General features: G+C 48.2%; 22 protein-coding genes and 1 other annotated feature. Of the genes, 19 read left to right on the top strand and 3 right to left on the bottom strand.

The window, feature by feature from the left end:
- The first annotated feature begins 4 nt into the window (after positions 1 to 4).
- The 3 genes from hemB to ACZ5FK_RS03950 all read left to right on the top strand — a co-directional run bounded on the left by hemB (position 5) and on the right by ACZ5FK_RS03950 (position 3,243).
- Positions 5 to 985, top strand: a complete 981-nt coding sequence (gene hemB / locus ACZ5FK_RS03960) for a porphobilinogen synthase (protein ID WP_464806614.1) — start codon at positions 5 to 7, stop codon at positions 983 to 985.
- Positions 986 to 2,278, top strand: a complete 1,293-nt coding sequence (gene hemL, locus ACZ5FK_RS03955; RefSeq protein ID WP_464806613.1) for a glutamate-1-semialdehyde 2,1-aminomutase — start codon at positions 986 to 988, stop codon at positions 2,276 to 2,278.
- 125 nt (positions 2,279 to 2,403) lie between these two features.
- Complete coding sequence (locus tag ACZ5FK_RS03950) at positions 2,404 to 3,243, top strand: hypothetical protein (protein WP_464806612.1); 840 nt, start codon at positions 2,404 to 2,406, stop codon at positions 3,241 to 3,243.
- Here ACZ5FK_RS03950 and ACZ5FK_RS03945 read toward each other — a convergent pair.
- The gene (locus ACZ5FK_RS03945) at positions 3,223 to 3,414 is read right to left on the bottom strand and encodes a hypothetical protein (protein ID WP_464806611.1); all 192 of its coding nucleotides are present in this window, start codon (positions 3,412 to 3,414) and stop codon (positions 3,223 to 3,225) included. The genes ACZ5FK_RS03950 and ACZ5FK_RS03945 overlap by 21 nt on opposite strands.
- A gap of 93 nt (positions 3,415 to 3,507) precedes the next feature.
- Positions 3,508 to 3,729: a binding site (T-box leader), on the top strand.
- A gap of 66 nt (positions 3,730 to 3,795) precedes the next feature.
- Here ACZ5FK_RS03945 and ACZ5FK_RS03940 point away from each other — a divergent pair.
- A complete protein-coding gene (locus ACZ5FK_RS03940; RefSeq protein ID WP_464806610.1) occupies positions 3,796 to 6,438 on the top strand; it encodes a valine--tRNA ligase in 2,643 nt (880 codons plus the stop codon).
- A gap of 333 nt (positions 6,439 to 6,771) precedes the next feature.
- Here the strand turns inward: ACZ5FK_RS03940 and ACZ5FK_RS03935 are convergent, their stop codons facing one another.
- Positions 6,772 to 7,560, bottom strand: a complete 789-nt coding sequence (locus ACZ5FK_RS03935; protein ID WP_464806609.1) for an ATP-grasp domain-containing protein — start codon at positions 7,558 to 7,560, stop codon at positions 6,772 to 6,774.
- Positions 7,557 to 8,420, bottom strand: coding sequence for an ATP-grasp domain-containing protein (locus ACZ5FK_RS03930; protein ID WP_464806608.1), 864 nt, complete (start codon positions 8,418 to 8,420; stop codon positions 7,557 to 7,559). The genes ACZ5FK_RS03935 and ACZ5FK_RS03930 overlap by 4 nt, the downstream gene beginning before the upstream one ends.
- A gap of 63 nt (positions 8,421 to 8,483) precedes the next feature.
- On the opposite strand from ACZ5FK_RS03930, the gene ACZ5FK_RS03925 reads away from it, so the two are divergent.
- The 15 genes from ACZ5FK_RS03925 to ACZ5FK_RS03855 all read left to right on the top strand — a co-directional run bounded on the left by ACZ5FK_RS03925 (position 8,484) and on the right by ACZ5FK_RS03855 (position 25,297).
- Complete coding sequence (locus ACZ5FK_RS03925) at positions 8,484 to 9,716, top strand: bifunctional folylpolyglutamate synthase/dihydrofolate synthase (protein WP_464806607.1); 1,233 nt, start codon at positions 8,484 to 8,486, stop codon at positions 9,714 to 9,716.
- A 666-nt stretch (positions 9,717 to 10,382) separates the two neighbouring features.
- Positions 10,383 to 11,522, top strand: a complete 1,140-nt coding sequence (locus ACZ5FK_RS03920) for a sensor domain-containing diguanylate cyclase (protein WP_464806606.1) — start codon at positions 10,383 to 10,385, stop codon at positions 11,520 to 11,522.
- 12 nt (positions 11,523 to 11,534) lie between these two features.
- Positions 11,535 to 13,265 (top strand): sensor domain-containing diguanylate cyclase, encoded by a 1,731-nt coding sequence (locus ACZ5FK_RS03915; RefSeq protein ID WP_464806605.1) that lies wholly within the window; start codon positions 11,535 to 11,537, stop codon positions 13,263 to 13,265.
- Positions 13,266 to 13,397: 132 nt separating this feature from the next.
- A complete protein-coding gene (locus ACZ5FK_RS03910) occupies positions 13,398 to 13,835 on the top strand; it encodes a type IV pilus modification PilV family protein (RefSeq protein ID WP_464806604.1) in 438 nt (145 codons plus the stop codon).
- A gap of 29 nt (positions 13,836 to 13,864) precedes the next feature.
- Entirely contained in the window at positions 13,865 to 14,350 is a 486-nt protein-coding gene (locus tag ACZ5FK_RS03905) for a prepilin-type N-terminal cleavage/methylation domain-containing protein (protein WP_464806603.1), read from the top strand.
- A 5-nt stretch (positions 14,351 to 14,355) separates the two neighbouring features.
- On the top strand, positions 14,356 to 16,002 hold the full coding sequence (locus ACZ5FK_RS03900; protein WP_464806602.1) for a hypothetical protein: 1,647 nt from the start codon (positions 14,356 to 14,358) through the stop codon (positions 16,000 to 16,002).
- 35 nt (positions 16,003 to 16,037) lie between these two features.
- Entirely contained in the window at positions 16,038 to 17,453 is a 1,416-nt protein-coding gene (locus tag ACZ5FK_RS03895) for a hypothetical protein (protein ID WP_464806601.1), read from the top strand.
- Between the two features lie 22 nt (positions 17,454 to 17,475).
- Positions 17,476 to 19,134, top strand: a complete 1,659-nt coding sequence (locus ACZ5FK_RS03890; protein ID WP_464806600.1) for a GspE/PulE family protein — start codon at positions 17,476 to 17,478, stop codon at positions 19,132 to 19,134.
- A gap of 10 nt (positions 19,135 to 19,144) precedes the next feature.
- Positions 19,145 to 20,185 carry a type IV pilus twitching motility protein PilT gene (locus tag ACZ5FK_RS03885; protein ID WP_464806599.1) on the top strand — a complete coding sequence of 347 codons (1,041 nt, stop codon included), beginning with the start codon at positions 19,145 to 19,147 and terminating at the stop codon, positions 20,183 to 20,185.
- A complete protein-coding gene (locus ACZ5FK_RS03880; RefSeq protein ID WP_464806598.1) occupies positions 20,185 to 21,396 on the top strand; it encodes a type II secretion system F family protein in 1,212 nt (403 codons plus the stop codon). Before ACZ5FK_RS03885 ends, ACZ5FK_RS03880 begins: the two co-directional genes overlap by 1 nt.
- Before the next feature lie 109 nt (positions 21,397 to 21,505).
- Entirely contained in the window at positions 21,506 to 21,940 is a 435-nt protein-coding gene (locus ACZ5FK_RS03875) for a competence type IV pilus major pilin ComGC (RefSeq protein ID WP_464806597.1), read from the top strand.
- Positions 21,941 to 22,259: 319 nt separating this feature from the next.
- Entirely contained in the window at positions 22,260 to 23,216 is a 957-nt protein-coding gene (pilM, locus tag ACZ5FK_RS03870) for a type IV pilus biogenesis protein PilM (RefSeq protein WP_464806596.1), read from the top strand.
- Positions 23,216 to 23,863, top strand: coding sequence for a PilN domain-containing protein (locus tag ACZ5FK_RS03865; RefSeq protein ID WP_464806595.1), 648 nt, complete (start codon positions 23,216 to 23,218; stop codon positions 23,861 to 23,863). The genes pilM and ACZ5FK_RS03865 overlap by 1 nt, the downstream gene beginning before the upstream one ends.
- Entirely contained in the window at positions 23,856 to 24,548 is a 693-nt protein-coding gene (locus ACZ5FK_RS03860; RefSeq protein WP_464806594.1) for a pilus assembly protein PilO, read from the top strand. Before ACZ5FK_RS03865 ends, ACZ5FK_RS03860 begins: the two co-directional genes overlap by 8 nt.
- Complete coding sequence (locus ACZ5FK_RS03855; RefSeq protein ID WP_464806593.1) at positions 24,545 to 25,297, top strand: prepilin peptidase; 753 nt, start codon at positions 24,545 to 24,547, stop codon at positions 25,295 to 25,297. Before ACZ5FK_RS03860 ends, ACZ5FK_RS03855 begins: the two co-directional genes overlap by 4 nt.
- Positions 25,298 to 25,389: the final 92 nt, after the last annotated feature.

Genomic DNA, 25,389 nt, shown 5'->3' with positions numbered 1-25,389 from the left:
CATGATGGACAATTTGCAATTCAGACGGAACCGCCGTTTGCGCACTTCTTCGGCGCTCCGCAGCATGGTGCGTGAAACGGAACTGAAGAAAGAGGATTTCATCTATCCGATTTTCGTAGCGGAAGGGGAGAACATCAAAAACCCGATCGCTTCGATGCCGGGTGTCTTCCAGTTTTCCCTTGATAAGCTTGGCGAGGAGCTCGATGAAGTCGTTTCACTTGGCATCCCGTCGGTCATCCTGTTCGGCATTCCGGCGGAAAAGGACGCTGTCGGCTCCGGGGCATACCACGATCACGGAATCGTCCAGGAAGGCATCCGCTTTGCGAAAGACCGTCATCCTGAGTTGATCGTCATTGCGGATACATGCCTGTGCGAGTACACAGATCATGGCCATTGCGGTGTCGTCGAAGGCGAGAAGGTGCTAAACGACCCATCGCTAGACTTGTTAGCGAAGACGGCAGTTGCCCAGGCGAAAGCCGGCGCCGATATCATCGCTCCGTCCAATATGATGGACGGATTTGTAGCGGCGATCCGGAAAGGCCTTGACGAAGCGGGATTTGAGGATATCCCGATCATGTCGTATGCCGTGAAATATGCTTCCGCCTACTACGGCCCGTTCCGGGACGCTGCGGAATCCGCGCCGCAATTCGGCGATCGGAAAACGTATCAAATGGATTATGCGAATCGTCTTGAAGCGCTCCGCGAAGCGGAGTCTGATGTGATGGAAGGCGCTGACTTCATCATCGTGAAACCTGCGTTATCGTATATGGACATCATCCGTGACGTAAAGAACAATGTTCTCCTTCCTGTCGTTGCCTATAACGTCAGCGGTGAATATGCCATGGTGAAAGCGGCCGCGCAGAACGGCTGGGTTGATGAGAAACAGATTGTACTTGAGACACTGACTAGTATGAAGCGTGCTGGCGCGGATATCATCATGACCTACCACGCGAAAGACGCAGCACGCTGGCTGGAGGGAAAGTAAATGGCTAGATCTTACGAGAAATCGAAAAGAGCATTCGCAGAAGCGGTCGACCTATTGCCGGGCGGCGTCAACTCGCCGGTCCGTGCATTCAAATCGGTGAACATGGACCCGATTTTCATGGAAAGCGGCAAGGGAGCTATCATCAAAGATATCGATGGCAATGAATACATCGATTACGTCCTGTCATGGGGGCCCCTTATTTTAGGGCATACAGACCCAGATGTAGTTGCAGGCATCAAGCGCGTAGCGGAAACAGGGACGAGCTTCGGCGCGCCTACACTTCTTGAAAACGAACTTGCAAAGATCGTCATCGACCGGGTGCCGTCAATCGAAATGGTGCGCATGGTCTCCTCCGGAACAGAAGCGACGATGAGTGCGCTTAGGCTCGCGCGCGGCTATACGGGTCGCAGCAAGATCTTGAAATTCGAAGGCTGCTACCATGGCCATGGCGATTCCCTTCTCATCAAAGCGGGTTCTGGCGTTGCGACGCTCGGTCTTCCGGACAGCCCCGGCGTTCCGGAAGGTGTTGCGAAAAACACGATCACCGTTCCGTACAATGACCTTGAGAGCGTCAAAGTGGCATTTGAACAGTACGGCGACGACCTTGCTGGTGTCATCGTAGAGCCGGTCGCGGGCAATATGGGCGTCGTCCCGCCTCAGCCGGGTTTCCTTGAAGGCTTGCGTGAACTCACAGAGAAGAACGGAACGCTGCTCATTTTCGATGAAGTGATGACAGGATTCCGCGTCGGCTACACTTGCGCGCAAGGCTACTTCGGCGTCACGCCTGATCTCACTTGCCTCGGTAAAGTGATCGGCGGAGGTCTTCCGGTCGGCGCATACGGCGGCAAGCGGGAAGTTATGGAACATATCGCTCCGGCAGGAACTGTCTATCAGGCGGGCACCTTGTCCGGCAATCCGCTTGCGATGACTGCGGGAATTGAAACGCTTAAAAAGCTGACCCCGGCTTCCTATGAATACTTTATGAAGCTCGGCGACCAGCTGGAAGCAGGGTTCCGCGAGGCGGCGAAGAAATACAATATCCCGCACACCGTCAACCGTGCAGGATCGATGATCGGCTTCTTCTTCACGAATGAGGATGTCGTTGATTACGATAAAGCAAAGACATCCGATCTGACATTGTTCGCGGAGTACTACCGCTTGATGGCAGAGGAAGGCATCTTCCTTCCGCCTTCGCAGTTCGAAGGAATGTTCCTGTCGACTGCGCATACGGAAGAGCTCATTGCGAAGACTGTGGATGCGTTCCACAAAGTATTTGAGAAATTGGCGAAATAATTTGCAGGCTCCCGTGAAAATGGGAGCCTTTTTAGTATGTAATAAGAGATGCATGGATCCGGCTAGTCTACTTCCTCCCTCGTGAGCATAGGATGACAAAGGAAAAGAGCGAGGGAGGGAGTCCATTGCGGAATTTACAATGGAAGATGGAAGAACTGTTTTATTTCCCGGGACATATCGGTGTTCCGGATGGTGCGCAGTCCGTTAAGGTGAAAGCGGGATTCACGGAGAAACGTACGAATGACGGTGTCCGGCTGACGGGTATCTATCATATTGCCGCAAACGTCAACTTCAAGGAAGGAGAGCGGGCGGAAGAGCAGCCGGAGAGCGCTTTGTATATCGACGACGTTGAACTGGATGGCACGTCAGGGTATTTTGAATATGCGGTGCCTCTTCATATCGATCTGCCTCCGGAAGTCGGAAACCCGATCCATATACAGGCGAAGGGGGCGGCGGCTGAAGCGGATGAGAACGGTGCGCTGAAGCTCTCGTGGAATGTCGATTGTGTATACGGAGACGCGGTGGCACAGGCAAAACCCGAATCGTCAAGCTTGGCGGCTGTAAAGACTGATGCAGCTCTTGATGCAGTGGTTAAAGCAGAGGCTCAACCTGTACAAAAGAAAGAAGCTGAAATTGCGAAGGAGGCTGCTGCTCAAGACACTGCTGTCGCGGAGAATACTAAACAACAAGAAGCAGCTGAAGCGTCACCAGTTGCCGAGGCTTCAGCACCTGCAGAGCCTGTCCAAGAAATTGCCATGGAAGCGGCAGAGGAAGCCTACGATGAAACAGTAGCACTGGAATCGACCTCCAGTTACATGGCGGCTGCCGAGACGCCAGCGATGTCGCATGTCGCAACGTATGACAGCTCGCCAGCGGATAATGGGGACGATATGCTGTCATACATCGCGTGCCTGGAAGATGAATGGACGACGACCACCTTCCGTTCAAATGATGTTTTTGTATAACAGGAAGGCGATTCCGACAAGGACGCAGAGAAGCAGGAAGTCGCCTGTCGTCGGAACGAACAGCAGCCGGAGCAACTGGAAGCAGCAGATCGGGATGATGATGCCTTTGCAGTAGAACCTGCATTTCCTGAGCCAAGGCGGCAGCAAGTATGGGTTATAGCCTCTTCGCATAAGAGCACTCCTTTCATATGATAGGTGAAGGCCGGAATGCCGGATCCATATTGACGTACCAATGCCTATCAGGTACAATATGGACAGCTGCATATTGATGCGTTGATCGGGTTTGAAGCAGACTGGACCATCCAAGAGAGGGCTCGCGCGGTGAGAGAGCCTATGGACGTTTGCCGAATGTCGCCCGGGAGCAGTTTTCGTGAAAAGTTATAAGTAGCGAAAGCCGGTTAGAAGCCGTTATCAGATGTTGAGGTGCATGGTTTCTTCATGCACGAATAAAGGTGGTACCGCGAATAATACTCCTTCGTCCTTTTTATGGCGAAGGGGTTTTTTTATTTTTCGGGTACTATCCGCATCTGACATTACAAAGGAGGAAATGGCATGACAGACAAACTTACGATGCCGACGAAATACGATCCGAACGCGATCGAGGCAGGCCGCTATGAATGGTGGCTTGAAGGTGAATTTTTCAAGGCGAATCCGGAAAGTGGGAAAGAGCCGTATACGATCGTCATCCCGCCGCCGAACGTGACAGGCAAGCTTCACCTCGGGCATGCTTGGGATACGACGCTTCAAGACATCCTGATCCGGATGAAGCGGATGCAAGGGTACGACGCGCTCTGGCTGCCGGGCATGGACCATGCGGGCATCGCGACACAGGCGAAAGTCGAAGAGAAGCTCCGCGCAGATGGCAAGACGCGCTATGATTTAGGCCGTGAAAAGTTCCTTGAAGAGACTTGGAAATGGAAAGAGGAATATGCCAGCCATATCCGCGCGCAGTGGGCGAAGCTCGGCCTCGCGCTCGATTATTCCCGTGAGCGGTTTACGCTTGACGAGGGACTTTCAAAAGCGGTCCGCGAAGTGTTCGTCAAGCTATATGAGAATGGGCTCATTTACCGCGGCGAATACATCATCAACTGGGATCCGGCTACAAAAACTGCCATCTCGGATATCGAAGTCATCCACAAAGATGTGCAGGGTGCATTCTATCATATGCGCTACCCACTCGCAGACGGAACTGGCAGCATTGAAATCGCGACAACGCGTCCTGAGACAATGCTTGGAGATACAGCGGTCGCCGTCCATCCGGAAGACGAACGCTATAAGCATCTGATCGGAAAGACAGTGAAGCTGCCGATTGTCGGACGCGAAATTCCGATCATTGCAGATGATTATGTCGATATGGAATTCGGAAGCGGTGCGGTGAAAATCACGCCGGCACATGACCCGAACGACTTTGAGATCGGCAATCGCCACGACTTGCCTCGCGTCCTCGTCATGAACGAAGACGGCACGATGAATGCGAAAGCGGGCAAGTATGAAGGGATGGACCGGTTTGATTGCCGGAAACAGATCGTCAAGGACCTCCAGGATATGGGTATCCTCTTCAAGATCGAAGACCACTTGCACGCAGTCGGGCATTCCGAGCGGAGCGGCGCGGTCGTCGAACCGTATTTGTCGACACAATGGTTCGTCAAGATGGCTCCGCTTGCAAAAGAAGCGATTGATCTCCAAAAAGGCGAAGGGAAAGTGAACTTCGTGCCGGAGCGTTTCGAGAAGACATATTTGAACTGGATGGAGAACCTGCATGACTGGTGCATCTCCCGCCAGCTCTGGTGGGGCCACCGAATTCCGGCCTGGTACCATAAGGAGACCGGTGAAGTGTATGTAGGCCATGAAGCGCCTGCAGATATCGAGAACTGGAACCAGGACAACGACGTCCTTGACACATGGTTCTCCTCCGCGCTGTGGCCATTCTCGACAATGGGCTGGCCCGATGCGGACAATGAAGAATTCAAGAAGTACTATCCGACAAACACACTCGTCACAGGCTACGATATCATCTATTTCTGGGTATCCCGCATGATTTTCCAAGGGATCGAGTTCACAGGGCAGCGTCCGTTCAAAGACGTTCTCATCCACGGCCTCGTGCGTGCGGAGGACGGACGGAAGATGTCCAAGTCGCTCGGCAACGGTGTCGACCCGATGGATGTCATCGACCAGTACGGCGCGGATGCGCTCCGTTACTTCCTCGCGACAGGATCATCGCCTGGCCAGGATCTCCGGTACTCTACGGAAAAGGTCGAAGCGATCTGGAACTTTGCGAATAAAATCTGGAACGCCTCACGCTTTGCGCTCATGAACATGGAAGGCATGACATTTGACGAGATCGATCTGACTGGCGAGAAATCCGTTGCGGATGCATGGATCCTGACCCGCTTGAACGAAACGATCGAGCAGGTGACTAGATTGTCTGACAAGTATGAGTTCGGTGAAGTCGGCCGTGCGCTCTACAATTTCATCTGGGATGACCTGTGCGACTGGTACATCGAGATGGCGAAGCTGCCGCTCTATGGCGAAGACGAAGCGGCGAAGAAGACGACGCGTTCCGTTCTTGCTTACGTACTCGATAACACGATGCGCCTCTTGCATCCGCTCATGCCGTTCATCACGGAAGAAATCTGGCAGAACCTTCCGCATGAAGGGGAGTCGATCACGACGGCTGCATGGCCAGTAGTAGACAGCGCGCTGACGGACGAGAAGAAAGCGGAGCATATGAAGCTTCTCACAGAACTCATTCATGCGGTACGTAACATCCGCGCTGAAGTGAACACGCCAATGAGCAAGAAAGTGCCGCTCTATCTGTCCGCGAAAGACGAAGAGACAGTAGGGGTGCTGGAAGCGAACCGCGCGTACATCGAACGCTTCTGCAATCCGGAAGGGCTTCAAATCGGAGTCGGCATCTCAGCACCAGGCAAGTCGATGTCCGCTGTCATATCGGGCGCAGAGCTGTTCATGCCGCTAGAAGGGCTGATCGATATCGGTGAAGAGATCCAGCGGCTCGAAAAGGAACTCGACAAGTGGAACGGCGAAGTGAAACGCGTTCAAGGCAAGCTTTCGAACGAACGCTTCGTCTCGAAAGCGCCGGAAGCCGTCGTAGCGGAAGAACGCGCTAAGGAACAGGATTATCTGGAGAAGAAAGCGGCCGTCGAACGCCGGATCGCTGAATTGAAAGACATGTAATAGATTGAATTGCCGCCCGGAATGGCTGAAAGAGCCGCGCCGGGCGGTTTTTTGGCTTGTCGAGAGGAACGCCCGTGGCCGTGCGCCTATTTACCGCCGCTGAACGCCCGTTTAGCCACTTCGAACGCCCTTTCAGCCACATTGGACGCCCATTTACCGCCACGGACGCCCTTTTAGCCACATTGGACGCCTATTTACCGCCCCGAGCGCCCGTTCAGCCATGCCGAACGCCTATTTACCGTCCAGAGCGCCCATTTAGCCACATGGAACGCCTCTTTATCCATTTCCAATAACAAAAAGACGCCAGCCATGACAGCTGGACGCCTTTAACACTCACTTCCATAATTCTTTTAAGATATGCTCCATGAGCAGACCGGCGACGGAAAAGCCGTGTGTCGCGTATAACGACCGGGCGCCGACGGGATCTTCGATTTCATTTAGCAGCCACCCGCCTCCGGACGGCAGGAAGTCGATGCCGATATAGTCGCTGCGCAGTGCTTCCGCGATACGCACAGCGTATGCAGCCAGTTCAGCAGGTGGTTCAAACGCCTCCACTTGTCCGCCAAGCGTGTAATTGGACTTGAAAGAATCACACCCCGTCCGCTTCACCGCGCCGACCACTTCTGTGCCGATCATGAAAACGCGGACGTCGGTGGATTTCGATTCGATATAGGGCTGGACGAGCAGCGGATGTCCTGGCAGCTGCTCTGCCGCTTGGTTCAACTCGGATTCATCCGTGCAAAGGAACACTTCGCCGCCGCCATGGCCGTTTGCGGTCTTGATGACAAACGGAAACGGGGGATGACCGGTTTCCGTCCATTTCCGCGTCGGAATCGCAGGGACGCCAAGCATGCTTGCCAGCTGGAATGTTTTCAGTTTGTCATTCGCCGCCTCGTTGACAGATGCCCGGTTGAACAGGCGGAACCCCCGGCTCTCGAACTTGCGGGCAAGCTGGGCATCGCGGCTGCGGTAGATCATGAAGTCCGCGTCTTGATCGGGCACTTCCTCATCCACTCGCAATGAAAGCGAAATGCCAAGCCTAGCTGACTGCTCCTTCAAGTCGCCAATAAAACCGATGTTTCGTTTAGCTTCTGCAGAAGGATAATAAACATGGCCCTTCATTTCAATACCTCGAGAATATATGCGATCATCCGGTCCGCCACATTGATGCCGGTGACATTGTAAATATTGCGGATATGCGCTGCGGCATTCACTTCGCAGACGAGCGGCCCGTTTTCTCCATACAGCAGATCGACGCCGGCAAATTCTGCACCGACCGCCTTTGCCGCCTTGAGTGCGATCTCTTCCTGCTCCTTAGAAAGATCAATGATGCTGGCGACTCCGCCGTTCGTTATATTAGCCCGGAAATCCGTCTCCGACTCACGGTGCATCGCCGCAATGATTTCGCCCCCCACAATATTCACCCGGATATCACGTCCGCGGCTTTCCTCAATAAATTGCTGGAACACATAATCGACCCCTCGCAGTTCCTCCACTTTTTCGAAAAACTGCTCCTCATTCTCTATCAGATACACTTTCATCCCGAAGGAACCGTGGCCTTCTTTAATGATCAACGGCAAGCCGAAACGCTGCAGCACACGCTCGTAATAGCCAGACTCCAAGATGGTGAACTTCGGATAGACTTTCGGCGCGATGACTGTCTCTGGCATAGGAATGCCTGCAGCCGCCAGCTTCAAATATTGTTTCGCTTTGTTGTCGCATGTCTCGATCACCTCCGGATCGTTGAAAACCGGAATGCCGAGTTGCTTTAAATATGTCGCTAGCAGAATATCCTTGTCCAGGAAGACAACGAAATCCGGCAGCTCTGCTGGCAATCCGGCTAGATCCATCATCACCTCATAGTTTTTCCTAATGAACGCCCGCGCGCCTGCCCGTTCAGCCGCCTCAGCAACTAGCTCCGCCTGATCCGAAAATTTATCACTCGTCAAACTTCCATTATAGATGACCCAACAACTTCTCATAGTAGACCCCTCCGGCCGTGATATACTTACGCTAACACGATTTTATCATATGGAGGGATTCAATTGATTCCGAAGTTGGATGAATATAAGGAACGTTTTCAAATAAAAAGTGAGGACTCGATCAAGCCGGGGCTGGAAGCGATGGAAAAAGCGCTCCGTCTTCTGGGGCATCCCGAAAAAGGGCTGCCGGTCATCCATGTGGCAGGGACAAACGGAAAAGGCTCCACTGTCGCTTTCATGGAAGCCATCTTGCAGTCACACGGCTTCACGACAGGCGTTTTTTCTTCGCCGGCCCTCATCGATCTGCATGACCAGATCCGACTGAACGGCAAACCGTCGTCAAAAGAGGAAATGGATGCGTCATTCAGGCATCTGGCAGAAGCGGGCATAAGCGGGATGCTGACGGATTTCGAACTGCTGACGGCTGCCGCCTTTTGCACATTCAAGAGGAATGCGCCGGATTATATACTGCTCGAATGCGGCATGGGCGGCACGCTCGACAGTACGAATGTCGTGACACCGCTTGTGTCGGTCATCACTTCAGTCGCACTGGATCATGTTGGATTTCTTGGTTCTACAGTAGGTGAGATCGCATCCCATAAGGCAGGCATCATCAAAGAGGGAGTTCCTGTCGCGACAGGCATATTGCCGGAAGAGGCGTCATTAGTTGTAGAAGCGAAGGCAAGAGCGGAAAAAAGTCCGCTGTATGTATACGGTAAAGATTTCATCATGAAACAGGAGGAAAGGTTTACTGAAACTTTCAAGGGGAATAGAGAGTTTGTACTACATGATAGAAGGATGAAAGGCCCTCATCAGGCGATCAATGCCGCAGTCGCAATCAAGGCCCTGTTGCTCGCGGGAATCAAGCTGGAAGAGTCTTATGTAACAGAGGCAGTCTCAATGACCCAGCTCCCTTTCCGCTTCCAGCAAGTGAGCAAAAATGTCTTCTTTGACGGGGCACATAACCCGGCCGCCGCGAGAATGCTGACCGAAACCATTCAAACGGAATTTCCCGGTGAGAAGGTGGACTTTGTGATCGGCATGCTGAAGACTAAAGACATGCAGCATACTCTCGAAGAACTGATGCCAGTCGCCGCATCCTTTACATTCATTGATTACCCCCACCCGGATGCTGCCTCAGCTGAACAGATGTCGTTAATATGTCGCCATTCCAAGAAAAGAGTGACAACTTACACGGATGATACTATAATACTAAGTAACGAAAACGGAAGAAAGAAAATAGTTGCAGGATCACTATACCTAATAAGTAGCCTTTTAGACTATCATGATCTATAATAAGGATACAAAAGACTATGTGTAATGATTTGGAAATGTTGTAAAATTGATTTGGACAATTTATTGTTTTTCAGGTATTCGATGAAATGGGGGGCGACATAATTGGGAAAAAGGGCTAAGGGGCTGGCTGTGCTTTTTGCTGCCTGGCTGTTAATTGTTCCTTTTGGTTTTATTTATACAATGAAACATTTCGCTCCTCAAGAAATCGATCCCTTTCGCTTGGCACTCTATATATGCCTAGCAATACTTGCCACCATCCTTGCCGTGAAATTCAACGGAAAACCAATCTCTCTCACTACTTGGGTGACAATGTCGGTCTTTTTGGAGTATGGGTTATTTTACGAAATGCTAATTATGCAGCTTTCCCTGTTTGTAATATTGTTCACGCAAAGGAACAATACAGGGGTAGTCAAACGCTTTGCAGTAAATTCGACTATGCTTTTTGTCGCTTCAATACTATCAGCGGCAGCTTTTTATTTGGCGGGCGGTAAAATCGGCAACCATAATTTCTGGCTCGTTATTTTTACTATGACGGTTTATCGTTTAGTACAGACCTTTATTAATCTCATGTACTTAAAAGTATACTTCAAATTGTCGGGATCCCAGCATAGTTATAGCATACGGGATGATGCCTTTGAATACGCAAGTATCATCCTGCTCCTCCCAATGTCCCTGACACTATACTTCCTGCTCGATACGATTGGAAATAGTGCATTTGCTTTGATTGGAATTCCATATGCAGTAACGGTTCTGATCATACGTTCCTACAGCAGATCGGAACGCGTGAACAGCGAATTGAAGGAAGCAGGCGTAATTGGAAATGAACTCGCGGGTTTGTCTGATGAACAAGAGATACATGATGAGCTGCTTGAAAGAACGAGCAAACTTTTCCATGCAGATTATGCTTATTTATATAAGAATGAAGATGGGTGGCTTGAACGCTGCCGCGGTTACGAACTAGGCAAGTTTATCGATAGCCGTTTTGGCCCTTTTACACCCGGCGAAGAAATCTCCAGGATGGTTGTGAAAGAGAAAAGGGCAATACTGTTCAACAATCGCCAGGAATGGGGCAAGGTAAGCTTACCAGGGGCCCAAGCTGAAGTAGAAAGCATCCTTTGCATTCCAATCGAACAGAATGCGGAAGTTGCATTCGTACTATTGCTCGGTGCGAAAAGAAGAAACGCATTCAAAGAGTACCAGTTGAAAATCCTTGATATGCTCAGCTCTTATTTCATTGTCTCACTCACAAAGGCAAGCCTTATGAAGGATGCAATCATGAAGAGCGAGAAATGTGCACTTACTAAGCTGTATAATTATAAGTTTCTTGAAGAACGGCTTGTTTCCGAGATGGAGAAAGTGCTTGAGGGGCACACGGATACACTTTCAGTGGTCATGCTGGATATCGATCACTTTAAGAAGGTGAACGACTCATACGGCCATCAGAGCGGCAATGATATCCTCGCTTCTTTTGCAAAGCTGCTCGAAAAAGCGTTGCCGGAAGGGGCGACAGTAGGACGCTATGGAGGAGAGGAGTTCCTGTTTCTGCTGCCTGGTTTCACAAAGGACAAAGCTCTCGACTTTGCTGAGAAAATGCGGAAACTGATCAGGCGGACACCATTTTCCATTCTGCCTGATTTGGACGGACAGTTGAAACAGATTGACGCCTATATCACTTCGAGCATCGGCGTCTCAACAGCACCGGATGATACCGATGAAGCGATGACGCTGCTCAGGAACGCAGACCGAGCTCTCTACATTGGAGCAAAGCAGGCAGGAAGGGATCGTGTCGCTGAATACATCAGATAAGGAGGGGTGGGAATGAAGCTCTCAAAAGGGCAAAAATTAACGATATTGGCTGCTTGGATGTTGCTTGTTCCTGCGCTCCTTTATATTGCGATAACATATTTTCCGGTTGGGGCCTTAAAACCTATCGATCTTACAATCAATCTTATTATTTTTGCAGTGATTATGGCGATGCCGATCCGTATGAGCAGTGTCTCGTTGACGCTTGAACGCTGGGTGCTCTTCTATGTATTCTTCCATTATGGAACAATTGTAGAAATGTTGTTCATCCAGCTGGGGATGTTGCTAATATTATTCAGCGACAAATCTTCCTCTGCTAAATTGACAAGGTTCGCTTCAAACTCATTGATATTTGCCATCGTTTCCGTCACAAGCGCCTCAGCTTATTACTTTCTTGGCGGTACCTTGATGGAACAGAGCGTCGGAAAGCTTGTCGCCTTAGGCTTTGTGTATGCCTCTGTCTATTCGATAGTAAACAATCTTTTATTGCTAGGCTATTTCAAATTCATCAATCACAAGCCGATCGGTTTCGGAGATTCATTCCTGAAGGACTACTGGATCACCATATTGCTGCTCCCATTCGCCATTATCCTTTGTTTCCTAGTAGAACCGCTGCAAAACAAAACGTTCTTTCTGATCGGCATCCCGTTCATCCTCGTTCTGCTCGCCACGCGCAAGTTCGTGAAAGAGGAAAGATTGAACGATGTCCTCACCTCAGGAACTGCAATTGGCCATCAATTGGCAGGAAACTTATTGGTACGTGATGTGCTGGATGCGTTCATTAAGAAACTTGGAACAGCGATTCCGTACACGAATGCCTATATCGTGGATTTACGAGCCGGAGGACAAGAACTTGTCCTATTGAAAGCCGTGGAAGGCGGGGTAGCTGTCAAGGAACCATCCTGTTTTAATTTCCCTGTGAATTGGTCAGAAAATGATGGAATTGACAGCGAGTCGGCGAATGTTTATTCACATCGCAAAAGCATTGAGCTTCTAAAGGGCTATACTTTTTCCTTGTCCACCCAAAGCGTGATGACTGTTCCGCTAAAGCGGGGAACTACGACAGAAGGATTCCTTTTCCTAACGTCGGATGAAAAATATACATTCACCGAATTACACTTGAAAACGGCAGAGCTATTAGGCGGGTATGTAACCGCCGCAATCGACAAGGCGAAATACTATGAAAAGACGATTGAAAAGAGCGAGCGTTGCGGACTTACAGGTCTCCATAATTTCCGATATCTAGAAAGACAAATTGAAAAAGAGACCACTAGATTTAAAAAACAAGACATATGCACTTTAGCTGCCATCATGATGGACATCGACCATTTCAAGTCGATTAACGACACATACGGCCATCAAAGCGGCAACGATCTGCTTTGCGCCTTTGCGGGCCTCCTTCGGAAATATGCAAAACATGATATGACATTAGCGCGATATGGTGGAGAAGAGTTTGTTCTCCTGCTGCCCGGTATGGACAAAAATCAGGCATTCAAAATGGCGGAAGATATCCGGAAAGAGGTGGAAGGGACTCTGTTCCGTGTAATTCCTGACCTCGGCGACAAGCGGGAGCCGATCGATGTGCGCATGACCATCAGTGCAGGTGTCGCTTCGGTGCCGGAAGATACGGAAAATCCAAAAGATGTACTTCGTAATGCAGACCGTGCGCTTTATATCGGAGGGAAACAGGCTGGACGGAATCGGGTTGGGGTGTATGGGGAAGAACAGATATATCTTGCGCAATAAAGGCTGGCGGCTGCCAGTCTTTTTTAATACTCTTTGAATAATAGTTGAATCGTCACAATACATTTCTATGCTATTCGTAATAAGAATGATAGAATTGAGAATAAAATGAGAGGCGAGGAGGTGACAAGAGTCGTGAATAGTCATATAGTGACATTAAAAAACGAACAGGGGCTGACTCTTGTAGAAATCCTTGCAGCTTTGGTTATTTTGGGAATCGTTTTCGTTGGTTTTATGACGGTTTTTCCGCAGATGACGAGTTTTAATACAAGAACAGAAAGTAAACTAGACTCTATGAATGAGGCAAGAAATATACTAGAGAGAATAAGGGGCAATTCTCTTCCCGAAGAGTGCAAGGAGAAAGATGGAATATGTACAATTTACTATGAGGTTTTGGATAAAGACCAAAAGGAAAAGTACAACGTTAAGTTAGATTACGTAACTAAACCCGACTTATACCCACTCGCTGATGCGCCCGAACAAACCACTTTGCATCAAGTTCACATTCAAGTCTTTGATGCTGTTGATAATAAAGTCCCTATAAGTGAAACATTTGGCTATGTGCATGATTAAGACAAATAAGAAGGGATCGAGGAAAGAGCATGTCAAAAAAAGAATCCGGCATGACTTTAATAGAGGTATTAGCCGCACTGGTTTTGTCTTCTTTAGTCATCCTTCTTATCTGGACAACAGTTGCAGTTAGTATGAAATACAATATAGTCGAAACAAGAAAATTACACATGCAGCAAGAGGCGAACTTTATTATTACTGATTTGCAGCGCATTCACAGAGGAGATTATATATGCTATGAAGTAAAAGATGAAGGAAATGGAAGATGGAGAATTATAGAATGTGAGACAAGAAAAACAATATCACACTATGAAAGCGACGAATACATATATACTCTTTCGGTCAACACTGGTAAAATTTATACAAAATGGATTGAAGGAGACGCCAATAAGAAAAGTGCTTATCTTCCCTCTTACCCATTGACTGTACGAATAACATCTAGGTCAGGTACTAAAGCCAATGTTGAAGTTGATACAACTATTTCAAGATATGACGAGCGAATTATGAATGAGAGGTGATTCCGATGTATGTTAAAAAAAATGAGAGAGGTTATGCATTGCTAATTGTACTTTTCTTGATTGTTTTCATACTAGTAATCACATCTGTATTTGTTAGGGGGTCCTTAAGTAATGCTAAACAAGAAATAAAAGTTGACCGTAAACAGGTATCCGTGATGCTAGCTGAAATGGGAGTTGACTATTACACGAACTTATATAACAATCACTTCCTGAGTGTAAGACAAGCAATATGGGATGAAGAATTCAGGAAATTCACAGAAGAAAGGACAAGTATTCTCAACGACAAAACAAAGAAAGATAAAGAAAAAGCAATTAAGGAAAGAGCGGACTATTATAGAGGACAGGTATATAAACAAATACTACAAGAGCTAAACACAGTTAATACGTCGTCACCAAATGCTTTATTTAATGTTGAAAAAAAAATGTCAATATCTAACTTTTATACTTCAGACGAGCTTTACATTAAAATTAGTGGTTCAATTGTCGGAATGTATAAAAATAACGTCAATTCCTATCTGGATATGAATTTGTTATTATTTATTCCTGACATGCTTAAACCTAAGGGAAACGGAACAACAGTTGATGATGAACCAATTATTAATTTTACTCCCGTAGATAAGATATCTGTGCCTCAAGTGAAAGAAAACAGCAACTGTGCGAAGAACAAACAATACCAACAAATGAATAATGTAGATATTAAGTGTTTAAGTTCGAATTTTGTTGGTGAACAGATACAGCAAAATAATTATGTTTCAATATCCAGTAATTTCAACTTCCAGTCGAAACAATTACAGCAAAATTATCAAAGTATTAGTCTAAACTCTTTAGGAACTTTTACTTCAGAACAAATTAGCAGTAACGGATCTGTTAATATCTTGGCGGGAGGAAAGCTTATCTCTAAACAAATACAACAAAATAAAGGAGTGAGCATTCATACGAATGAGGACTTTAACTCTGAACAAATAACTCAAAATACCATGTATCTCAGTATTACCGCGCTTGACGACATTAAAACAAAGCAAATACAACAAAATAATAATACAAACATAAAAACCAATGGAAACTTTGAATCTGAGCAAATACAGCAGAATAAAGGATTCATCACAATCGAAGCAGGAGCAAATTTCAAGTCCAAACAGATCGAACAAAACACTAATTTGAAGATAACATCAAAAGGCAACTTCAGTTCTGAGCAAATACAACAAAATAAAGGAGTAAATAATATTAAGGTTGGCGGAGAGTTTAAATCCAAACAAATCCAGCAAAACAGCAATATGAAAGTCGAAGTTAATGGCAAATTTGAATCAGAACAAATTAAACAGAATAACAATCTAACGATAGTAGCTAATGGTAACTTTTCTTCAAAGGAGATTGAGCAAAATGATAAGTTAAACCTGATAGTAGCAGGTGATTTAAATGCTGAAAAACTTAAAATAAGGTCTAACAGTCGGGTATGTGTTGGTGGTAATCTCGCTGTTAAATCAATAGAAAAAGACTCGACAAGTGTAATATATACAATCAAAGGAAATGGGGTAAATAACAAGAATGTTACGTTAATTGATAAAGAAAAATGGAAAGAGAAATGCGGGTCTAATATTCAGTCTGCAACTGAATTTGATTGGAAAGGACCATCTGTTCAAGTGGACTATTAAACTTTAATTAAGTCTATTAAGAAGCGGGGATGAGCATGAAGAGAATAATACTGATTACTACCTCTTTGGCAATAATATTATTATTTTTATCGACTGTTACTTTTGCGGCTGATTTTCGTTTTAAGAGAAGTTTTCAACATCACACGCTGGCAGGCCCGTATGATGTTTCTGGATTGACTGCCAATGAAGCAAAAGAAAAGCTGGCCAGTGATGTCACGGCATTACATGATGAGCTGGATTTGCAAATCGCTTACTTAGATAAAGCAATAAAAGTACCAAAAGAAATCGTTGCATTCAATGTAGAAAAAACTATAGAAGAAGCAGAGTCTGGTAAGGAAAATCCATTATACGCGACTATATCTCCGGAAGGCCTTGAAATGCTGATCGACCAGCAGTTTGACCCGCTCATGCTCTCAGACACTTCCATCCTATCTATTAAAGAGGGCATTGAGAAAGAGATGCAGAGTGGTGTGTTTCCCCAAGTTGTTCATCTGACTGATTATATAATCGCTGCAGATCAAAGGAAAGAGGTTGTGGCAGAGTCTATCATACCTGTTGACGGCTTATCTGCAGCATTGGCAGAAGCTGCTCATGTCTTGGACGGCTGGCGGATTGATGCTCATCAACTATTCTCGTTAACCAACGTTCTTGACGAGGGGATTCTGGCTCAGATGACAGACGAGGAACTGACCGTGCTTGCTTCAGGGCTTTACAGAGCTGTCCTGCAGACTAATTTCGTTATTGAAGAGCGGGCGATCAGCAATGAACTTCCTCTTGGAATCGATCCGGGTTTTGAGGCGGCGGTCAATCGTCGGGTTGGTATAGGTTTTTCTTACAGGAATCCAAATAAAGCTGTTTATACGTTGCATGCTGACGTATCTGGAGGTAAATTGCATATTTCGATTGAAGGCCTGCCGTTCATCCATACGTATGAACCGTATATTGAGCGATTGGATACCTTCCCGGCAAGGACAGTGAAACAGTTCAGCGCCTTTATCGGAACTGGCCAAGTCAATGTGAAAGAACAAGGACAAGACGGGCTGGAGGCGATTGTCCAGCGCTATGTACTGGAAAAGGGGTCAATTGTTGACACTGAATCGATATCAAAAGATTTTTATGCTCCTATGCCGCGCATAGAATTGCATCCGCTGCAAGACGAACGAAGCAGCGACTCTTCGCAAGGATCATCGCTAGATCCGAATAACAATCCTAATGATGACGACGGTTCCGCAATGGACCCAGGGGTTACGGCTCCACCAGCTGCAACTGGTGATGGAGTAAGCGGAAATGACGATAACGCGAATGAAGCAGATGGACAAGGGTCAACTTCGGCCGGCAGTTCGTCTGGTGTAGGTTCAAGTAATGATGCTAACACCGGCACAGAAAATACAGGCACTGATGCTGATAAAGCGCCGATCTATGATAAAAGCGGAATGCCGATAAAAAAGTGAAGAAAAGGTTGGTGATCGACTGATGGCGACCAAACGTAAACGGCTGGGGGACCTCCTTGTAGAAGCGGGCCTTATTACTGATGAACAGCTCGGAACGGCACTTGCAGAAAAGCCGCGCGAACAGAAACTCGGGGATGCCCTTTTGCAGCGCGGCTATATTACGGAACAGCAGTTGATCGAAGTGCTCGAGTTCCAGCTCGGCATTCCGCATGTCAATTTGTTCCGCTATCCGTTCGATCCGAAGCTATTTAATATTGTGCCTAAGGAATTCGCGAAGCGAAATCTGATTGTTCCGCTGAAAGCAGAAGGAGATCGGCTGTTTGTTGCGATGTCCGATCCGATGGATTATCTGTCAATCGACGACTTGCGCTTATCCACCGGCTTCCATATCGAGACGGCCATTGCTTCAAAAGACGATATTTTACGGACGATTTCCAAGTACTATGAGGACGAATTGCTGGAAGACTTTATGATCGAGCAGCCGGAGGATACACGGGAACAGCAGGATGAATTGACGGATCTGGACTCGCCGATCGTCCGGCTTGTGAACCAGATACTGACTTCCGCGATCACCCAGAAAGCGAGTGATATCCATATTGACCCTCAGGAGCATCAGGTCGTCATCCGTTTGAGGATTGATGGCATGCTGCATACGGAGCGGTATTTGCCGAAGCATATGCAGGCGATGCTGACTGCGCGGATCAAAATCATGGCACGTCTTGATATCACGGAGCAGCGTGTTCCGCAGGATGGACGCATTAAAGTGAACATCGATTTTCGGCCGATCGACCTCCGGGTTTCCACGCTTCCGACAGTTTTCGGAGAGAAGATTGTCATGCGTATTCTTGACTTGAGCAGTTCGCTGAACGACCTCGGGAAACTTGGATTCAGTGATTTGAACCTGCAACGGTTTTTACATGAAATCGAGCGTCCGAATGGGATTGTCCTGATTTCTGGTCCGACAGGTTCGGGTAAGTCCTCGACACTATACGCAGCGCTCAACAAGCTGAATCAGGAAGAAGTGAATATCATCACAGTCGAAGATCCTGTAGAGTACCAGCTGGAAGGGATCAATCAAATCCAAGTGAATCCACAAGTTGGTCTTACATTTGCGGCAGGATTGCGGTCCATTTTGCGGCAGGATCCCGATATCGTCATGGTCGGTGAAATCCGGGACCGCGATACGGTCGAGATTGCGATCAGGGCCTCGCTTACAGGCCACCTCGTCTTAAGCACCATCCATACGAATGATTCAATCGCTTCAGTGACGCGCCTTCTCGATATGGGCGTCGAGCCGTTTCTAGTCACTGCGTCAGTCAATGCGATTGTCGCCCAGCGCCTGATCCGCCGGGTTTGCCGTGACTGCGGAAGACCGATGCCTGCGTCGAACCGGGAGAAAGAGATTTTTGCAAAGCGCGGTAAAACGATTGAAACGGTTGTGCGCGGACCGGGCTGCGCGGTATGCAATATGACCGGGTACCGGGGACGGATCGCCATCCATGAAGTCTTGATTTTGACCGATGCCATGCGGGAAGTGATCAATAACGGCGGTTCGCCTGCACAATTGCGGGAGATCGCCATACAAAACGGCACCGTCTTCCTGATCGATGACGGTCTCGAAAAAGTGAAACAAGGCATCACGACAACTGAGGAAGTTTTACGAGTTTCACTGACGGAATAGGGGTAAGGATATGGAAGAGACAATCGATGGTTTATTGACAAAAGCATTTGAACTTGGCGCATCGGACATCCATTTGACCGTAGGCGTGCCGCCGGTGTTTCGTGTTCATGGCGATTTAAAACGCTACGGGACTGCAGAAGTGGACGGTGATTTTACGGGAATGGTCGCTAAGATGACCGTGCCAGGGAAACTGTACGAGGAGTTCAAGGAAAGCGGGCAGATCGACTATTCCTATGAGGTGCCGGGTGTCTCGCGTTTCCGCGTCAATGCGTTCCAGCAGCGCGGAGATGTATCCATTGCATTCCGGACAATACCGACGAAAATCCCGTCGATAGACGATCTGCAGATGCCGGGTACGCTTAAACAGCTGGCTGGAACCGCACAAGGGCTCATTCTAGTGACAGGTCCTACCGGCTCCGGTAAGTCCACGACGCTTGCTGCGATGCTCAGGTATATCAACGAGACGATGCGCAAGCATATTATCACTTTGGAAGACCCGATTGAGTACGTCCACTCGCATGGGACTTCGCTCATCGATCAGCGGGAGGTCGGGTTTGATACCGATTCCTTCGCTGCAGGGCTCCGTGCGTCGCTCAGGCAAGACCCGGATGTCATCCTGGTCGGTGAAATGCGGGATCTGGAAACGATCTCTACTGCCATTACAGCAGCAGAAACAGGCCATCTCGTGTTTGCAACCTTGCATACATGGAGTGCGGCATCCACGATTGACCGGATCATCGATGTCTTTCCGCATGGCCAGCAGTCTCAGATAAGGGTCCAGCTCGCTGGGGTATTGACCGCCGTCCTGTCCCAGCGTCTCTTTCAGACAGCAGACAGGAAAGGGAGACGTGCAGCTACAGAGCTGATGATCAATAACCCGGCAATTGCCAATCTGATCCGTTCAGAGAAAGTGCATCAGATCTCGAATGTCATCCAGACGAATCGGGCGATGGGCATGCATATGATGTCAACGTCAGTGAAGCAGCTTCTTGACCAAGGCATTATATCCTATGATGTAGCCATGCCGTATCTTGAAGGTGATGATTCCTAATGGCACGTTTCAAATATGAAGGTCGCGATGCACAGCAAATACGGACGGGCATCATTACGGCGGGTAATAAGCGGGAAGCCGCCATCAAGCTAAAAAGCCAGGGGATCCGGGTGAAGAACTTGCAGGAAGTTGCGGAAACTGCATTGACAAAAGATATTCAACTCGGGAAACCAGTGAAGCGCGCACAGTTCATCATGTTCCTTCGGCAGTTCTCCACGCTTCTCCGCGCCGGCGTTACAATCGTAGAATCGATCCGCATCTTATCCCTGCAAGTAGAGGGGAAGATGTTTCAAAAAATCCTTGTCTCGATCGGAGATGATTTGCGGGGCGGAGGATCCTTGTCTGCAGCGCTTGCAAAGCATCCGAAAGCGTTTGAACCGCTTGTCATCAATATGATTGAAGCGGGGGAGATGTCAGGAACCGTCGATGACTCGCTTGACCGGCTTGCGGACCATTATGAGAAAGCACACCGGACGAAGCAGAAAGTGCTGTCTGCTTTGTCATATCCGATCGTTGTCGGCATTGTCGCAATTGGCGTCGTCATTTTCCTGCTTACATTCGTTGTACCAATGTTCGTCGACCTGTTTGCGAGTGTCGGCGGGGAACTTCCATGGCTGACTCAATTTGTATTGAAGGCAAGTGACTTCATGGTCGACTACTGGTACTTGTTCATCTTGTTTGCGGCTGCCATTTTTGTTGCAATCGCCATGATGAGGGCGAACCCAAACGGAAAGTTCCTACTCGATACATTCCTATTGCGGCTGCCAATCTTCGGGGATATCATGAAGAAATCTTCACTTGCTACGTTGACGCGGACGCTTAGTTCGTTGTTCTCTAGTTCCGTGCCAATCTTGCAGTCTCTAGCAATGACGGAGCGGATTGTCGAGAACGAAGTCATTTCCCGCGTCATCGCCCAGTCAAGGGAAACCTTGCAGCGTGGCGGGTCGCTAACAGAACCGATGCTCGGCCACTGGGCATTCCCGCCATTGATTCCGCATATGATTGCGATCGGAGAACAGACCGGATCTCTCGATACAATGTTGGCAAAAGTCGCGGATTTTTATGAGAAAGAAGTCGACGCAGCAACAGACAGGCTGAAAGCGTTGATTGAACCATTGATGATTGTTTTACTGGCGGGAATAGTCGGGACTATAGTCTTGTCCATTTTACTGCCGATGTTTAGTATTTTTACACAGATTGATAACTTGTAAGACTATGAAAAAGAGTTAGAAAGAAACATAGGATAATAGTTTTAATTAGAATAGGAATTTGGTATGCTGAATATATACTAGAACTGATCTTTCAAAGGAGGAAGTTAGAATGAAGAAATTTTTGCAGAAGCGTTTGAAGAACGAAAAAGGCTTAACGCTTGTTGAGCTCTTGGCGGTTATTGTTATTTTGGGGATTATTGCTGCGATTGCGGTACCTTCGATTGGAGGAATTATTGACAATACAAGAATAAAAGCAGCAAATGCAGATGCACAAAATATAATTTCAGCCGGAAATTTGTATTTTGCTGATAATCCTGATAAGGAATCAGTTTCACTTGCAGACTTAAAGACTGAAAAATATATCGATGATTCTGGAACTTTTAAAGGTACGGCAACAGTTAACAAGGTTTCGGGTGGCAATACAATTACCGGTGATGCAACTTGGAAGACTGGAAAAACAGTCAAATATACTGCTGCTTCAATAGCAGATATTAATGCAGCTGGTTCAAAAGGAACTTCAGGAAAAGTGGACGTAACAAGATAAAATAAAGGAATGATGTTGTCAATAAAGATAACATCATTCCTTTAATGCTTTATGTAGGGCGTTCAGTAGGTATTATTGCAAGTACTTATAAGTGAATTCATCTTGGTTTCTATAAAACTAGTATATCTGTTTGTTTTATCTAAATAACTATAACTTATGACACTTTCCTGGTAATACTTCTATTGGATCTATGAAGTAGAGATATGTCTGTAGAGTCAAACATTAGAATTTATTCCCCATCCCTTTCCCCATCCCTCCCCATTTGCTATACTCATACTATCAACCTACTAACTTTCAATTTCCCTCAGGAGCTGACACAATGTCCATTTTTTCGCGACGTCCCAAAACGGTCTCGCTGACGATTGATGAAGAGGCCATCCGATACATAAAACTGAAATCAGCAGATCCTCTCGTCATCGAACAGGCGGAGGAGGTGCTGGTTCCCCCGAACACGATTGTCGAGGGGAAGATTGTCGATGCCGAAACGCTCACTGTCCTGCTGGAAGGCTTTGTGAAAGAGTGGGGCATCGCAAAGCGTGACGTGAGGTTCCTCTCCCCTGATACATATGTGCTCATCCGGAAAGTGGCGTATCCGAATGATGTGGAACTTGATGAACTGAAAAGCCATTTCTTCATTGAAATCGGTTCGACGATTTATTTGCCGTTTGATGATCCGGTGTTCGATGTCGTTCCTTATACACCGTCAACAGAGACGAACGAGGCTATTTTAATTGCATCAAAAGAGAGCGTCCTGAATGTTTACGAGAATGTACTGGAGGCGGCCAAGCTAAAGCCGGCGGTCTGTGATATCAGCCCGCTTGCGCTGTATCGCCTGGCGCACCGGCTTTATCAGTATGACGGCTCTGAACATGTGATGCTCGTGGATCTCGGCGCGGGGAAGATGACTGTCTCTATTTTCCACGATCATTATCCGCTTTTCGTGCGCCCGGTGGATCTTGAGCAGACCGCAGATTTGTCTGTCATCGGCACTGAGGAGGAAGGAGCTCCTGCCATTACTCCTTCTTCCATCGTCATGGAGCTTGAGAAACTGATGAATTTTTATCGGTACAATATGCTGAATGGCGCTGCGTCAATCACGCATTTGCTGATAAATGGCGAGTACGGCCGGATGGATGGGCTGCTGGCGCTTGCCCGAGAGCGTTTTAGCGTTCAGGCAAATAGCTTTAGCGAGACGCCTTTGACGCTTTCTGACGGCCAGCCGCTTCCTGCCCGCTTCCATCGCACATTAGGCCTCGCGCTGAAAGAGGTGCGCTGATGTTAGTCGATATTAACTTATTGCCTGAAAGAGAAAGGGAACGGTCGCAGCTTGTCGTCGGTGCTATCGCCATTCTGGCAGGCGCCTTGCTTGTCTATCTCATTTTCTCGATGCTTGCAGGCCGGCTTGAGGCGGACACCGAGCAGCTGGACAAGCAGATCATTACGCTTCAAGAGGAACAGCAAGCCCTTCAGGATGAGCGGCCCACCGGAATGATTGGACAGCGGACGGATCTTGCCGCAACTGTCCAGTTTGCCGAAGCGAATCGGTACGAGACGCTGCCGCTCATCCGCGATATGGTGGCATTGCTTCCGGAACGCGGCTTTTTCCAGGAGTTCGAATTCGAACAGCCCCATAACGCAACGGTCATGATCCAGTTCGATGATAAGCAGGAGGCCTCTTTCTATCTGGCGCGTCTGCTTGCAAGCGAGTCGGTCACTTCCGCCGCACTGGAGTCGGTCGTAGCTGTACCGCTCGAGTCGGATGATGGAAAACTACACTCTTACGAGATACCGAGATATGAAGCTACATATGTAATCGAATTCGCCGATAGTCGATCTGCTGAAATTGAAAATACAGGCGAGCCGCTTGATACGATGCCTGCTGGCGAAGAATTGACGGACGAAGGGGAGGGTGCGGATGAGTAGGTTCTCGAAACGGCAGAAAGAGCAGGCTTTGGTCGCACTTGCCGCTGTTTTCTTTATTGCACTTTCCCTCTATTCCTATTTCCGTATATACACACCTGCTAAAGATGCAAATGAAAATGCCCTCAGCACAATGACGAATGAGCGGAACGTGCTATTTGCACTGGAGAAGCAACAGGCGAAAATCGAGACATCCGCTACGTCCAGCTCCCGGCCGCTTCAGCAAAAAGTTCCCGTAAAACCACTGGATGATCTGATTCTGCTGCAAGTGAATAAGGCAGAGGTGAAATCAGGGACGATTGTTGAGGAAGTGAATTTTGAGCGGGAGGCATTAGTCATCGATCCGCCATCTGAAGAAGCCGGCCCCATGCAGTCGGTCGTGACGGAAGTGAAGCTTCATGCAGGCAACTATGCACAGCTTGACCGGTTTATAGAAGAAATTGAATCGATGGAACGGATCTTCATTGTCGACGCGCTTGAATTTGAAGTGCCCGAAGAGCTGCAGACGGTATTAGAAGATGAGGACCGGACCCTGAAACTGGCCGTCCGTTTTCATGCCCTCTACCGTCCGGATTTAACGGATCTTGCTGACGAGGCCCCTAAAGTCGATCCGCCGAGACCTGCAGAGAAAGACGATCCAACTCCGTTCAACTCTTCGGCTGGCATTGGGGAGGGGAATGAAGATTGACCACCGTCTATGTCATCCTCTTCTTCCTCTACGGCCTCCTCTTCGGCTCCTTCTTCAACGTCGTCGGCCTGCGGCTGCCGAAGAAGGAGTCGATCGTCCATCCGCCTTCGCATTGCACGAACTGCGGAAGGCGGCTTGGCGTCCTTGACTTGGTTCCTGTGCTGTCGTACGTGTTTCTCCGCGGCAAGTGCCGCGGGTGCGGGAGCCGGATCAGTGCGGTCTATCCGCTGATGGAGCTGATCACCGGCGTGCTGTTTGCGTTTTCGTTCTATCATTTCAGCTGGAGCGCCGAACTGCTTGTCGCGATCCTGCTCATGTCGATGCTCGTCATTATTACTGTTTCGGACCTAGCCTATATGATCATCCCCGACAAGATTACATTGCCGTTCGCAGCGGTATTCCTAGTCGCCCGCTTTTTCATTCCGCTGGATCCTTGGTGGGACAGCGTGCTTGGCGGCGCGGTAGGCTTCAGTATTTTATTCCTGATTGCAGTGTTGTCGAAAGGCGGCATGGGCGGCGGAGATATCAAGCTGTTTCTGGCGATCGGTTTCGCAATCGGTACGGTACATACACTCTTGACACTGTTCCTCGCCGCTTTGATTGGTTCCGTTATCGGGGTCCTCGTTTTGAAAAAGTCCGGTAAAGGGCGGAAGACGCCGGTGCCGTTTGGGCCAGCGATAGCGCTAGGTGCGGTCATTTCCTATTTTTTCGGGGCCGATCTTGTCGATTGGTACGTGAACCTCTTGTAAATGCTCGATAAGTTTTCAAGGACAAGACGACACATGTCTTGTTCTTTTTCATATGCCGTTTGATATGGTATGTAAAAACGGGGTGGACGGGC

The sequence above is a fragment of the Sporosarcina sp. GTC18466 genome (assembly GCF_055389225.1).
The sequence above is the reverse complement of the archived record's forward strand: the minus strand, read 5'-3'. Positions and strand labels throughout refer to the sequence as shown.

Coding starts and splice junctions, on each gene's coding strand:
- hemB (WP_464806614.1), top strand. CDS start 5: ATGGACAATTTGCAATTCAGACGGAACCGCCGTTTGCGCACTTCTTCG.
- hemL (WP_464806613.1), top strand. CDS start 986: ATGGCTAGATCTTACGAGAAATCGAAAAGAGCATTCGCAGAAGCGGTC.
- ACZ5FK_RS03945 (WP_464806611.1), bottom strand. CDS start 3,414: ATGCGAAGAGGCTATAACCCATACTTGCTGCCGCCTTGGCTCAGGAAA.
- ACZ5FK_RS03940 (WP_464806610.1), top strand. CDS start 3,796: ATGACAGACAAACTTACGATGCCGACGAAATACGATCCGAACGCGATC.
- ACZ5FK_RS03935 (WP_464806609.1), bottom strand. CDS start 7,560: ATGAAGGGCCATGTTTATTATCCTTCTGCAGAAGCTAAACGAAACATC.
- ACZ5FK_RS03930 (WP_464806608.1), bottom strand. CDS start 8,420: ATGAGAAGTTGTTGGGTCATCTATAATGGAAGTTTGACGAGTGATAAA.
- ACZ5FK_RS03920 (WP_464806606.1), top strand. CDS start 10,383: ATGTCCCTGACACTATACTTCCTGCTCGATACGATTGGAAATAGTGCA.
- ACZ5FK_RS03915 (WP_464806605.1), top strand. CDS start 11,535: ATGAAGCTCTCAAAAGGGCAAAAATTAACGATATTGGCTGCTTGGATG.
- ACZ5FK_RS03905 (WP_464806603.1), top strand. CDS start 13,865: ATGTCAAAAAAAGAATCCGGCATGACTTTAATAGAGGTATTAGCCGCA.
- ACZ5FK_RS03900 (WP_464806602.1), top strand. CDS start 14,356: ATGTATGTTAAAAAAAATGAGAGAGGTTATGCATTGCTAATTGTACTT.
- ACZ5FK_RS03895 (WP_464806601.1), top strand. CDS start 16,038: ATGAAGAGAATAATACTGATTACTACCTCTTTGGCAATAATATTATTA.
- ACZ5FK_RS03890 (WP_464806600.1), top strand. CDS start 17,476: ATGGCGACCAAACGTAAACGGCTGGGGGACCTCCTTGTAGAAGCGGGC.
- ACZ5FK_RS03885 (WP_464806599.1), top strand. CDS start 19,145: ATGGAAGAGACAATCGATGGTTTATTGACAAAAGCATTTGAACTTGGC.
- ACZ5FK_RS03880 (WP_464806598.1), top strand. CDS start 20,185: ATGGCACGTTTCAAATATGAAGGTCGCGATGCACAGCAAATACGGACG.
- ACZ5FK_RS03875 (WP_464806597.1), top strand. CDS start 21,506: ATGAAGAAATTTTTGCAGAAGCGTTTGAAGAACGAAAAAGGCTTAACG.
- pilM (WP_464806596.1), top strand. CDS start 22,260: ATGTCCATTTTTTCGCGACGTCCCAAAACGGTCTCGCTGACGATTGAT.
- ACZ5FK_RS03865 (WP_464806595.1), top strand. CDS start 23,216: ATGTTAGTCGATATTAACTTATTGCCTGAAAGAGAAAGGGAACGGTCG.
- ACZ5FK_RS03860 (WP_464806594.1), top strand. CDS start 23,856: ATGAGTAGGTTCTCGAAACGGCAGAAAGAGCAGGCTTTGGTCGCACTT.